Annotated in this window: 8 protein-coding genes; 6 read left to right on the top strand and 2 right to left on the bottom strand. The window is 53.7% G+C overall.

Translation table 11 applies throughout. The features are described 5' to 3' along the window. Positions 1 to 8 precede the first annotated feature (8 nt). A complete protein-coding gene (locus HYU99_04755; GenBank protein ID MBI2339661.1) occupies positions 9 to 1,334 on the bottom strand; it encodes a glycine--tRNA ligase in 1,326 nt (441 codons plus the stop codon). Between the two features lie 215 nt (positions 1,335 to 1,549). On the opposite strand from HYU99_04755, the gene elbB reads away from it, so the two are divergent. Further along, the gene (gene elbB / locus HYU99_04750; protein ID MBI2339660.1) at positions 1,550 to 2,206 is read left to right on the top strand and encodes an isoprenoid biosynthesis glyoxalase ElbB; all 657 of its coding nucleotides are present in this window, start codon (positions 1,550 to 1,552) and stop codon (positions 2,204 to 2,206) included. Positions 2,207 to 2,277: 71 nt separating this feature from the next. Next, complete coding sequence (gene hpnH / locus HYU99_04745) at positions 2,278 to 3,279, top strand: adenosyl-hopene transferase HpnH (GenBank protein ID MBI2339659.1); 1,002 nt, start codon at positions 2,278 to 2,280, stop codon at positions 3,277 to 3,279. Positions 3,280 to 3,298: 19 nt separating this feature from the next. Here the strand turns inward: hpnH and HYU99_04740 are convergent, their stop codons facing one another. After that, entirely contained in the window at positions 3,299 to 3,595 is a 297-nt protein-coding gene (locus tag HYU99_04740; GenBank protein MBI2339658.1) for a hypothetical protein, read from the bottom strand. 68 nt (positions 3,596 to 3,663) lie between these two features. Between HYU99_04740 and HYU99_04735 the strand changes: the two genes are divergently transcribed. The 4 genes from HYU99_04735 to HYU99_04720 all read left to right on the top strand — a co-directional run bounded on the left by HYU99_04735 (position 3,664) and on the right by HYU99_04720 (position 12,905). Beyond that, on the top strand, positions 3,664 to 4,344 hold the full coding sequence (locus HYU99_04735) for a hypothetical protein (protein ID MBI2339657.1): 681 nt from the start codon (positions 3,664 to 3,666) through the stop codon (positions 4,342 to 4,344). Continuing rightward, the gene (locus tag HYU99_04730) at positions 4,341 to 4,811 is read left to right on the top strand and encodes a DUF2269 family protein (protein ID MBI2339656.1); all 471 of its coding nucleotides are present in this window, start codon (positions 4,341 to 4,343) and stop codon (positions 4,809 to 4,811) included. The genes HYU99_04735 and HYU99_04730 overlap by 4 nt, the downstream gene beginning before the upstream one ends. Before the next feature lie 81 nt (positions 4,812 to 4,892). Continuing rightward, positions 4,893 to 9,521 carry a hypothetical protein gene (locus HYU99_04725; protein MBI2339655.1) on the top strand — a complete coding sequence of 1,543 codons (4,629 nt, stop codon included), beginning with the start codon at positions 4,893 to 4,895 and terminating at the stop codon, positions 9,519 to 9,521. A 240-nt stretch (positions 9,522 to 9,761) separates the two neighbouring features. Beyond that, the gene (locus HYU99_04720; protein MBI2339654.1) at positions 9,762 to 12,905 is read left to right on the top strand and encodes a hypothetical protein; all 3,144 of its coding nucleotides are present in this window, start codon (positions 9,762 to 9,764) and stop codon (positions 12,903 to 12,905) included. Positions 12,906 to 12,963 lie beyond the last annotated feature (58 nt).

The raw sequence follows: 12,963 nt of genomic DNA, 5'->3' as shown, positions 1-12,963 counted from the left end.
CCCTGCCCCTACGTGCGTAATTTGTCCCTCAAATAATTCCCCGCCTGATCGATCGCGATGCGATCCTGTTTGGTCGTATCCCGATCGCGCACTGTGACTTTCTTGTCCTCTTCCGACTGAAAATCGTAGGTGATGCAAAACGGCGTGCCGATTTCGTCATGCCGACGGTACCGTTTGCCGATTGAGCCGATATCGTCGAAATCTGTTTGAAAATGTTTGCGCAGATCCTTTTCCAGTATGTGGGCTGGCAGAGCCAGCTTGCGGGACAACGGAAAGACCGCCGCCTGAAAGGGGGCGATATGCGGGGCAAACCGCATGACGATCCGCTCTTCCCCTTCCACCTTGTCCTTCGCAAAGGCGTCGCAGAGGATCGTCAAAAAAGTCCGGTCAACCCCCACCGAACATTCAACCACCGCCGGCACATATTTTTCCTTTGCTTCATCGTCGAAGTATTGCAGATCCTTTTTGGAGAACTTCATGTGTTGCGAAAGATCGTAATTTGAACGGTCGGCGATCCCCTCAAGCTCCGACCAGCCGATGGGAAAGTTGTATTCCACATCGACACAGGCCCGCGCGTAGTGGGCCAGTTCGTCTTTGGCGTGCTCCCGTTGCCGCAGACTTTCTTTTTTGATCCCCAGATCGTAAAACCATTTCAACCGTTCGGCCTTCCAGTATTCGTACCATTTTTTCCCTTCGGCCTCGGTGGGGCGGATGAAGAACTCCAACTCCATCTGTTCAAACTCGCGCGAACGGAAAATAAAATTGCGCGGCGTAATTTCGTTGCGGAAACTTTTGCCGATCTGCGCAATGCCGAAGGGAATTTTCTGCCGCGAGGTGGTGAGGACGTTTTTAAACTGCGTGAAAATCGACTGGCAGGTCTCGGGCCGAAGATAGGCGACGGAGGTTGAATCCTGGCTGGCGCCGACATGCGTCTGGAACATGAGGTTGAATTGCTTTGCCTCGGTCAACTCCCCGCCGCAGTCAGGACACTTTTTCAATGCCGGCTTGTGGCCATGAACCGAGTCGGCCACGGGGCCCTGCAATTCGTCCGCACGAAAGCGGTGTTTGCATTTTTTGCAATCGACCATCGGGTCGGAAAAACAGTCGAGATGCCCGGAGGCCTTCCATGTTTCGGGGTGGGCGATAATCGAGGTGTCGACGCCGACAACGTCCTCACGGTCGTAGACCATCCGCTTCCACCAGAAATCCTTGATTTTCCGGCGCAATTCAACGCCGACGGGGCCGAAATCCCAAAACCCGTTGATGCCACCGTAGATTTCGCTCGATTGGAAAACAAAGCCGCGGCGTTTGGCGAGTGAGACAATCTCGTCCATCGCCTTTTCACCCATTTCGATGGTTTCTATGGTTCTTTCCATGGAGGAAGTGGCGAATGGCTACCCCTCTCTTCAATGTATGTTTTTACATCAATGAAGGGGTGGCCCTTTGATCTAGTTTTTACACCAAGGGTTGGGGCTACCATTCGCCTTTGAATCCGGTCAAGTTAAAATGGGGTTGTAATTTTTGTGCGGCTTTGCTTGACTCCATCGGCATGCCCAAAAAAATCGCCATTGTCCTTTCGGGGTGCGGGGTCAAGGATGGTTCGGAGATCCATGAGTCGGTCCTGACGCTTTTGGCCGTGGTCAAAAACGGCGGTGCCCCCCTCTTTTTCGCCCCCGGAGGCAATCAGACCACCGTTACCAATCATTTAAGCAATGACGCCACGGGTGAAAAGAGAAATATCCTTGTCGAGTCGGCCCGGATTGCGCGGGGGCAAATCAAGGATCTGAAAGAATTGAAGGGTTCATCAGCCGATGCCCTCATCTTCCCGGGGGGATATGGGGCGGCGCTCAATCTTTGTGATTTTGGCCAAAAGGGGGCCGATTGCACCGTCCATCCCGAGGTAGGTCGGGTGATTGAAGAATTTCATTCCGCCGGAAAACCGATCGGGTTTATCTGCATTGCACCGGCTATCGGTGCGCGCGTCCTTGGTCCCAAAAAGGTTCAACTCACCATCGGCGCCGATGCCTTCACTGCCAAGGCATTGGAAAAAATGGGGGCGGTGCATCAAATGAGGCCGGTGGATGACATTTGCGTTGATGAAAAAAACAGGATAGTCTCCACCCCGGCCTATATGCTGGCGCAGAATATCGCTGAGGCGGAGGCCGGTATTTCGAAATTGGTCCAGAAAATTATGCAAATGGCATAATCTAGAGTTGTGGTTTCTGATCGGCGGTTCCCTTTTCGATCCACGATCCACGATCCACGATTCACGTTTTAGTGGCTGTTCCTTTATCTCAAGGTCTGCGGGTCTTTTCGTACATCATGGGGCAGAAGCTCAAAGGGGTAAGACGCTATCCCCTCGTGCTGATGCTTGAGCCCCTTTTTCGGTGCAATCTCGAATGCAAGGGGTGCGGGAAAATCCAGTTTCCGGAAGAAACGCTTCAGAAACGGCTGTCGGTCGAGGAGTGTCTTCAGTCAGCCGAGGAGTGCGGCGCCCCGATGGTCTCGCTCCCCGGCGGCGAACCGCTTATCCATCCGGAAATCGATCAGATTGTTGAAGGGCTTATCAAACAAAAGCGCTATATTTACCTCTGCACCAACGCCATCCTGCTGGAAAGAAAACTCGATCTGTTTCGTCCTTCCAGATACTTGACCTTCAGCATCCATCTCGACGGCCTCAAACATGTCCACGACGAAATGGTCTCGCGGGAGGGGATTTTCGATGTGGCCGTCAAGGCGATCAAGGCGGCAAAGGAAAAGGGGTTCCGCGTGACCACCAATTCCACCCTTTTCGACGGTGAAAATCCGGAGGATGTCCGCAAGTTTTTTGATTTTGCGATGGAACTCGGCGTGGAAGGGATGATGGTCTCGCCGGGGTATCAGTATGAGAAGGCCCCCGACCAGACGCATTTTTTGCGCCGCGAACGGGCACGGGGGTTTTTCAGCAAGGTGTTGTCCAATCCCAAAAAGACATGGAGGTTCAACCAATCGCCGCTCTTTCTCGATTTTCTGATGGGAAAAATCGAATACCGGTGCACCCCGTGGGGAAACCCCACCCGCAATGTCTTTGGCTGGCAAAAGCCGTGCTATCTCCTCGGCGAAGGGTACGCCAAAACATTCAAAGAGCTGATGGAAACAACCGAGTGGGAAAAATACGGAACCGGCAACCACCCCAAATGCGCCGACTGTATGGTCCACTGCGGATACGAGCCGACTGCCGTCATCGATACCTTCTCTTCCTTCAAAAAATTCCTCTATACCGCCCGCGCGTCGGTATAGCTGTCGGCTGTTTGGTGAGTTATAATCGATTCGTCAGGAGGAGATAAATCATGACCCCGATGATCACGCCCCCCACGGGTCCCGCGATTTGCGTGCCGATAAGGACAATCCGCCAGTAGGTTTTTGTTTCTTTCCGGATCCGCTTAAGCCCGAAATACTGGGCCAGAAGAGTGATGATCAGACCGACGGGGATCATCACCGCCGGGCCGGTCCAATCGTCCGGCCGGGCGAAAAAATAGGCAATGGAGTAAAAAAGAAGAGCAGGGCCGATCAGGTGCAGGACAACAAAAAGCTTCACAAGAAGCTTATATCTCACATTCGCCGGAGGCATCCACTGTTTTCTGATTCGCTTTGATCCCAAAAAAAGGGTATACATGATTTTGCGTGATGCACGATATAAAGTCCTTCAGACGCGCCACCATCATCGCCTTTCTTTTCAACGGTAGCGCCTCCCTTGCCATGCTTTTTCTCATCCGCCCCGGGCTGGGGCTGGACGGCCATTTCGAGGCGCAAACGGCCTATCTTCGCGACTTTTATTGGCTCTGGGTTTTTGGCTGGCTCGTCTGGATCGCGGCGGCGGTGGCGCTTATCTACTTTTTTGTCGCCTGGGGATTTTTTGTCGATGCGCCTTCAAGTCGTCCGCTGATTGTTTTTGGCGTTCTACTGGCGGCGATGGGGTTGGTGCCCGACACCATTGCCGACGTGATGTATATCGCCGTCATTCCCAAATGGGCCGCCCTGCAGAATATTCCCACCGAGGCGGGGGGAACGTTCGTCCATCAGATGACGGCGTGGGCCCGCTTGTCCGAACTGCTGACCGGCTTTTTGGGAAACGGGCTGTACAGTGTCGGCGGGCTTGTCCTTAACATCGTTACGCTCCAAAGCGCGACGGTTTCCAAAAGCTGGGCCAAGGGGGGGCTCGTTGTCTGGTTTCTGGGTCTTGCTCTCTCGGTCGTTACTTTATTGAAATACAAAATGGCGATGGTCATCGTCACAGGGGCGCTCATGACGGCATTTCTTTTGTGGCTTTTTTGTCTTGCCTTTCTCATGAAAGGTAAAAAATGAGCTATCTTGTTTACAAGCTCATCCACGTTGTCGCTGTCGTTCTCTGGCTTGGCCCCTCCCTCGGCGCCTACTGGTTCTTGTTGAAGGCCCATCGCGAAAAATCGTCCGTTCCTCTGGTGTGGGTCGAAAAAAATTACGAGCAGGTGCTTATCGTCGAGCATGTTGCATTTCTTTTTCTCCTGGCCAGCGGCGTTGCCATGGTCGAAAAGATGGGTTGGCATGTCATCGATCAACCCTGGTTTTCCAAAAAGCTGATGCTGGTTGGGTTGGTTGTGCTGATTGAAATCGTGGACATCTGGATTTCGCACTATCTCTACCGAAAGGCCCGTCGTTTGGGAGACAACATTAAAAATCCGGTTTGGCAAAAATTCTTGAGGCGCCGGAAGATTTTTTACCGCTGGATTATTCCGATGCTGGCCCTCATTATCCCCGCCATTTTCTACTTTGCCGTAGTAAAGCCTTTTTGAATGTCACGTTACTTTCACTTCATTTTCCCCGCAACTTTTTTTGCGTTTCAGCCGATAAGGGAGTATTCGCAAAAGGAACCCATGCCTGATTCATGCAACATCTCCGGCCGTTTCCCTTCCCTTTATTTCTCCGATCGTCCGGAAGACCACGTCGATGAATCCCTCCGGTCGTGCGTGGATGAAACGATCAACAATGCCGCCGAGGCGATTGCACGCCCGCATGTCACGGACGCCGATTTTCGTCTTCCAAAAAAAATCCCCGACGTGGAATGGAAAGGACATCCGTTAATCCATTTGGGAGACTGGGGGACAGGAAGGGGAGCCGCTGTCCCGGAAAAGACGCAGACCAAAGGCCCCGTTCGAGTCGATCGTTTCGAAACGCCCATCTTAATCCAAACGGATGATCCGCTGGTCATTCACCTGGAACTCCCCCATTGGTTCGACTACCGCATCCAGATCGACCTCGGCACGCTTGAATTTCCTCCCAACATCCAGGAAGACGCACTGATCCTGAATTCCGGCGCCTTTATCGAATCAAAAGGGGGGCGGCTGATTCTTTCGCTCGATTCCGATTCGGCGTTTGTCCAAAAATCGAATTACGAAATCCCGATCCGCGGCATTCGTATTGACAACGGCCATCCTGTCCTGATTTTCGATGTCCCGAATATCCACAGCTCCTGGTTTCCGGATTTTCTCGACCGGTTTTGCAGTGACGTCCTGCAGGAAGGGGTCGATTTTTTATCGGGGAGGCAGGAAGATCTATTCGACTCGGGCATCAATTCCATCTTTGCCTGGCGTTTGGGGCCGGAGCTTCATCGCATTCCCGCGCTGGAAAAACTGACGGACGAAAAGGGGGCCTTCAGGGAGAAAATTCCGCTTGATGAAATCAGACAGCTGATCCCCGATTTGAGGGATTCGTACAACCGGGAAAAGATCATCGGGCCGAAAGAAAAGGGGGAAGAAAAAAAGAAGGGAGACACCGGCTCAAAAATCGCCCGGTTTTTGGCGGAGCATGCGCGTTTCGATTCGGAGGTTCACTCATATGCCCTGGCGTCCGATATCGACACCGAGTTCATGATTCGATTGGGGGGGCGTGAAGTCGCCGTCTCCATCAACGATGCACAAATCTTTTTCGACTGGAATGCCCCCACCAATTATGAACTTCGCGGTATTATTCCGGTCACGCAAATTAAAATTGAAGGGGAGGGTGTGATGGAATTCTCCGGCGAGATCCAATTCCGGTTCAATACCGAAACGAAAAAATTGTCCGCCGAAATAGTGTTTCACGCCGATGGTCTTGAAGTCGCCCAAGAGGGGAAAGTGGCGGTGGAATTTTATTTCCCCGACTGGGAATCCGATTCCACCGATTTCAAGGGGATGATCGATAAGGTGAGCGCCCGCGTGCTGGCGGAGGCGTTGCGCGATGACGGCGCCTTGACGCAGTTCATTGCCGATATCGATCAGGGGGAAAAAGGGATGACGGTCAATCTCACGGGAGGCTATCGCAATGTTGACAAGGGTCTCGAGGTGGGGGCATTTGATTTTCTGGCCGATATCCCGTTGTCATTCGATTCGTTTTCTGCCGCTCCGTTCCTGTTTGAGGCACAGACAAAAAACGGATCGGCGCGGGGGGCGGCGGACGATCTCATCGCCCGGTACAACCGGGACACGAAGGAAATTTCTTCGACATTCGATCTGACGGATGTCAAGGCGTCGCGGGGCGATCTCTTTTCTTTTATCCACGGTCTGGGGGGGGAGGTTCGCTATCGCGACGGCAAAGCCTCGGCCGATCTTCAAGTCACCGGCGCTTTTTTAAGCGCCGAGATGAACGGAAAAAAATATTCTTTCACCTTCACGGGGAATCTCTCGGCCGCCGACAACTTGAATGACAAATCGGTTCCCGTCGACAGACTCAATATGAACGGCCGGTTTGCCGCCTACGACGGAAAACCGGAGACGAAGGCGCTGATCGCGCTGATCGAACAGGCTCATGCGCGGGTTGGTCTGGAAGGGTTTGATTGGAACTCTGCCTCCTCGCGCCCCGATCAACTGACGGGGAAACTGAAAGTCGATTTAAACGGTGTGAAAGCCGATCGTTATCTGGCCTCCCTCACGCCGGCGAATCGGAAACTTGTCCAAAAATGGCTGGCGCAAGAGCCGGTCGCTTTTTCGCTGGATATCGACTGGATACCCCATGAATCAACCATCCCACCCTTTACCCCTCTTGATCTGGACGATGGATTCAATCCGGAGGATTTGGGCGATATCTTTGAAGAGGCCGGGGAGACAACCCCGTCCGGTTTTGAGGAGGCAAAGATCGACTCGCCCGCCGATCTCATCAAACCGGCGGCCGAGGCGTTGCTCTCGGCCGAGGAGGGGCTGATTACAATCACAAAGGAGAAATACAACCGCGATTATTTTAAAAAGTGGCGGAAAAAAAGCCCTCTCTGCAAAGATTTGGCCCGCAACGGATGGGTTGAAAAAACCCAGCGCCGGATGCAAAAACGACACGAAGGGCTCCTCCTTTTCGGCGGCAAAGGGGGTTCGTATCCTGCAAAGTCGGGATGGTTCGATTATCATTTTGCCAAAAACACGAGCGTCGATTTCGATTTTAACTATGAAAAGGATGAACCCCCGGATGGTTTTGGAAAAATCCGGAATGTCGATGTCCACTTTTCGGAGAATGTCTGCGTTCGTCTCTTCGGGTTTGTCCCTGTCGCGGCCATCAACGGTTTTTATTTCGATCTGGCCTCCGGCGAAATTTTTGTCGACATCTCCCCCTGGCCCGATTCGTGGACGCGGAAAAAGGCCACGGAGTTTGCCTGGAAAAAAACGCCGGGGGAACTGCGCGAACTCCTCATACAGCACGGCTTCGACGAAAAATATCCGCGCGATCTGGAGGTCTGGTTTAAGGTGATTTCGGATCTCGATTTTGAGAAGTTGATTCAATCGGCCGGGGACGGCAAATCTCCCTTGGATTCCGCCAGTCGGGCTCCGACCGCCAGTCGGGCTCCGACCGCCCCGTCTTCCGGTTCGGATAAACCTGATTTACTGGTTGGGTCTGCAAAGAAGAACAGCCTTGAAGGAACCCCTCCTCTTTCCCCGAAAGATCTGACGTCTCTGCATATCGACACAAAGCTCGATCCTGACGGCGAATACAATCTGGGTTTTGCCAAAATCCGGTTCGAATGTCTGGAAGAGGCCTGTCCCTTTCATGGCGATCACGGTAATCCGGATCTGAACCGGCTTGTCGCCGACTTCGATTACGCGAACAAAACGGTTCGGCTCGATTTTCCCCTGGTGGAACGGCTGGTGATTGAAGCGGGGGATCAGCAGTTGATTCTGGAAGAGGGTTCGGCAGAGGGACTTGCGTTCAAGATGACGGATGAAAACCGTTTTACAATGACCGCCGCAAAACTGGGGATCAGGACAATCGAATATGCCGATCTTTCGGAAGAGGGCCCCTCGTACATGCTTCACTCGGCTCAAAAAAACATCTTTTCAGGCCTTTCCGGCGGCCTGGAGAAAAATGAAGAAGGAAAGTGGGGGCTCGGGATTGGGTTTGCTTTTAATCCGTCGGACGCGCTGGAGGTTCATGTCTTCAACCGGGAAAAGGGGAAAAAAGAAGGGGAACAGGGGCGGTTGATGGAACGGTATGTTCTGCTCGAAAATGCGGCGGGGGTAGAGGGGCGCATGGATTCGGCGCTGGTTCTTGCAACCGGCGGGAATGGAGATGTCGGCCTCGTCCGGTGGGGAATCGGCCTGAAAATCCCGCAGGCCACGGTGACCCTTGGGGTCGCGGACAGAGGGAATGTGTCCATGCGTCAGATCGCCTCGAGACATCACGGTGCATTAAAGGGGGCAACTCATGCCAAAGGATTTGATGTGGCGTTTCATTTTTCCGACGGATCAGCCGAAATCGGCTACCAAAAGGGCGTGGATAATTCAAACAACTCAAGGCCATCCGCCCATTTTACGGGGCGGGTTGCCATCGATACCGACACCCCCTTTGCAACCGTTCAACCTCTTGGCCCGGGAGTGACGGCGCGCCTTCAATCGAAAAAAATCGCCGCAGACTTTTTAGGCGAGGTTAAACTGCACGGCGATCTGTTGTCGGTAAAACCCCTGCAGAGGACGGGAGAGGCGGAGGCAGAGCCGATCCGGATGGAGTTAAGCGGCGCCGGGGAGCTGACCGTTGATTCCAGTTTGATGGTGAACAGGAGGGGGCAATCGCTCCTGCCGCCGGGCGCTCCCGGCATCAACGGGATGGCGCAGTTTGACGAGGCGGAAATCGACCTGCTGGTCAATCAATTTGAAGTTATCCTCGCCCCGAACTTAAAAAGGCCGGGGGAGATCAAACCCCAACTGAAGGGGCTCGATCTGGTGGATGGAACGGTGACGATCAAGAAAGGGAGATCGGACTTCATGTGGACCGAAGGGGGACTCGAATATTACCGGAACATCTGGAAAGACATCGGCGGTTCCACCGTGCATGTCAGCCATTTCGACGCGACGCTGATTACCGACAAGGATTTCTTTGCGCGCGGCCTGTTTGCCCTCGATCTGCGCGACAATGCCTCGGATAACCATATCACGACACGCCTCGATTTTTCGGAGGGGAAAAAGGATGAGCCGTTTGTCAACATCTCCCTCGAAGACCCCGCACGCCAAAACAGTCTCGCCTTCCAATTCGGGAAGGAGAGGCAGTAATCAATTCTTCAGCCGTCAATAGTGGAACGCAAAAAAGTAATTGTCATAATAATAACGGATGCAGTGCATCATAAAATGCATCGTGTTCCGGTTTAATCTGGACAAAGAAAAATCCGGGGCGGATAATTCTTTTCAAATTCGACCAACCCATTTGAGTTGAACAGTCCAATAGCAAGAAAAGTGGAAGTTGCGTCCTGTTGAAGTGACGGTGATGTTTTTTTGGGGTCAGCCAAAAAAATCATGTCGCGCGAAATTTCACAGGAGCCGTCTTACCAGTTCCTCGTTGATCCGACACCGGACAATCCGTTTTCCAAGTCCGATTATCTCGACGCCGCCAACAATGATTCGGTCTACCTCCGCAACGATTATCCTTTCGAGTGGGTGGAAGACGATCTGACCGCCCTCTTTCCCGACAAACTCCCCAAAGACTGGGCAGAGAAATATTTTCACTGGTGGATGGAGCAAAGAAGAATGGAGGTCATCGATGTGGACCCCTCATTCTACGAGGCGGTCAACCGGGAACAATGGAACGGCGACTGGGCGCTTCGCTCGCCATATCGGGTAAATGCCGTGCGGGTCACCCTCGGCAAGACAACGGCATGGCTGAAAAAAAGGGAATTTGAAGAGATCGTCCGGGTGGAAGGTTTTTATCCCCTGGGCGGCCTTGCCGTCAATTCATGGGACGAAATTCTCGAGATTGCCGCCACCGCTCCCGCACTGCTGGACAAAATAAGCCTCGGACCGCCTCATTCCATCACACAGGAGAAGATAGACCTCTACTTAAAACAGATGGAAAGAGAGCTAAGCCGCGTCGCCGATCCTCCGGAAGGTTTCTTGCGGTCGGCCTCGCTCCCGCAGGGGGAGATGCAGTTGAAGGTACGGACCCAGCGGGCCGAACGGGTGAAATTGTCCGCCGGAGGCGGATGGGTAGCGCTCGATTACGAGGCGGGGGCGACCGTTCAGGGTTACTTCAATCTTCAGGCCGGCCGGGCCGCCGTGCCCGATGGGACATATCTTTTTTCATTTAAAGGCGTTTCGATCTCGTTAAGGCCGGAACAGATTGTCGATCTGATTCAAAAACGGGACGGCGCCGGTTTTTCGCCCCTTTTGTCCAAAATCAGTTCGGTTGTAAAGGCGGTGGTGGGAGACACCAAAGATTACTACCGTCTCCCCGCCGTCGGCATAATTGTCTCCGGCGGCAGACCCCAACTGGAAATCGATCTCGCCTCGCATCCCTTGATCAGAAAGACCTTGAACCTTCCTCCCGACAAAGACTCTCATATCCTGCTTCATATCGACTTGAGTCTGGCCGGCGATTTTGGGGCCCCCGGCTTTGCAGGCGATTGGGTTGGAGATCCATCGGTGCGTTTTCAGAGCGACCTCAATTCGGACCTCCTTTTAAAAATGGCGGAAGAAATTATGCAGTCGGTTCAACAGAGCGGCGGGGGGGGCGGTCTGTTCGCGTCGATTCTTCCTTCCTCTTACAGTGGGGAGATAAAACTCCGTTCTGTAAACGGCGGCTATGTGCTCGATCTCCCCCATCCCCTGCTGGGAGAAGAGGCGAAGGTTGCGGGGGGTGCTTTAAAACTCGATTTCGACTCGCGCGGCATCACCTCCGCCGAAGGGCGTCTGCCGGTTTATTTTTTGCGCAACGCCGGGGATGAGGAAGGGCGCACCGCCTCGGCCACCGTCGATTTCCGCGTGGCCGACGACGAGACGGGGCGGTACAGGGGATGGCTGGAGGTCCATTCGGATGAACTGCCGGCCTTTATCGGCGGCGCCTCGGGTTCCGCCGAGGCGAATGTCTTTTTTTCGGATCTTGAATTGAACCGCGGCGCCACCGGTTTGAACGACCTCATCGGCCGGATGGTCAATGAGTTTGAGGTGCGGATGACCCAAAACGGGAGCGAGTCGGTGCTGGTGCAGGGGGGCGGCATTTACACGCATGAGGACACCCAGGTCTATCTCTCCGGAGACGGGAATGTCCTCTCTCTCCCCGGCGTTTCCGTCGATCGAAACCCTGTGGCCGTTTCGTGGAACGGCGTGCCGGGCGTTCCGGGGAAAAATTTTGAATTAAGCGGCTTTTCGTTCGAGTTGATGGAGGGGGTCAGGTTTGAAATCGAGGATGTCGTCGGGAGTTATGCAAAAAATTCGGATGAAACGATCGCAAACGTAAAGGGGGTTTTTCAGTTTACGGCCGATGGCCCGTTTGTCGCCGAAAGGCGGGTGATCTATGAAGGGGAAATCGTCTGGAACCCGAAACAGCAGACCTTTACCATTGCCGATCTCGATATCCCCCTCCCCGATCTGGCGCTCGCCTTCAGGCAGGGTGATGAAAAATTTCCCTTTGTCTTTTCGGGAGAACTGACGGGAACAATTCAGGCCGATCTTCGCCGGAGTTCCGTCACCGGGCCTTTCGCCTTAAGCGGAGATCTTTTTTATGACGCCGACATCCGTGAGTCGGGGATGTTGATCCTCCCCCAATGGCTTCGGGTCAAAGGGCCCTTCTTGGCCGGCGCCTCTTACCGGGGGGTTGTCTATCGCCCCGGCGAACGCCATCAGTTGAAAGAGGCGGGGGAGGTTGTTCAAAACAGTGGGAATACAAACCGGGTCCGGTCGATTAAGGGGGTTGAATTTCAGGTCAACTCCCTTCGCCGCGACAAGGGTGGCGCGGTGTTGGCCGATCTGCAGATCAACCTCGACGGGATCCATCTCTTGTCCGAGGAGATGATCCCCCCTTATTCCGCCAAAGTGGAATTTGAAGCGGAAACGGCGGATGGCAAAAACGGGGAAGATTCCCCTTCGGGGCTTGTTGTCCGTTCGCGGCCGTTTGGCCTGAACGATGAAGACACTCATCTTGACCGGTACGGATTGGATAACGAAAAGGCCGAGATGATGCGGGATATCATCCATAACAGCGAGGAGGCGAATTTTTCCCTGACCGGTTTCAAAATCAAAAATACGGGATCGCCGTTTTTTTACGTCCCTCACAATGCCGTGCCGCGGATTGATGTGCGGGTGCGAAACGGACTGATTGACCGCTTCCACTTGTATTTCTCACAGCCGGTCGGCATTCCCCCCGTAATCCGAGGAGTCTATTTCGACAAATGGGCGGGAAAATTCCGCCTCGATTGGCTCAACCACGGGGACGGTGAAAGACGGATTGTAAACGGCAATGAACCCGAAATCACCAAAATGCTTTTCGGCCTCATCCCCCTTCCCGAGGAGGAGATTGACCGTTTGGCGTCGAGGGCCGCCTTGGACCCCGATTTTGTCACCGATGACGCCTCCGTCTGGCTTGAATTTTTCATTTCAACGCTCGTGGCGCTGGACAGGGATGCGTTCCGTCGGCGGGAAAAGCCAAAAGAGGGTTATCCCGTGTAAATGGATCGGGCAAAGCTGTTTATCGACTCTCTCCGGCTAAAACCGGGGACGGCCCTTT

Source organism: Deltaproteobacteria bacterium (genome assembly GCA_016183175.1).
Classification (GTDB): domain Bacteria; phylum UBA10199; class UBA10199; order UBA10199; family SBBF01; genus JACPFC01.
The sequence above is the reverse complement of the archived record's forward strand: the minus strand, read 5'-3'. Positions and strand labels throughout refer to the sequence as shown.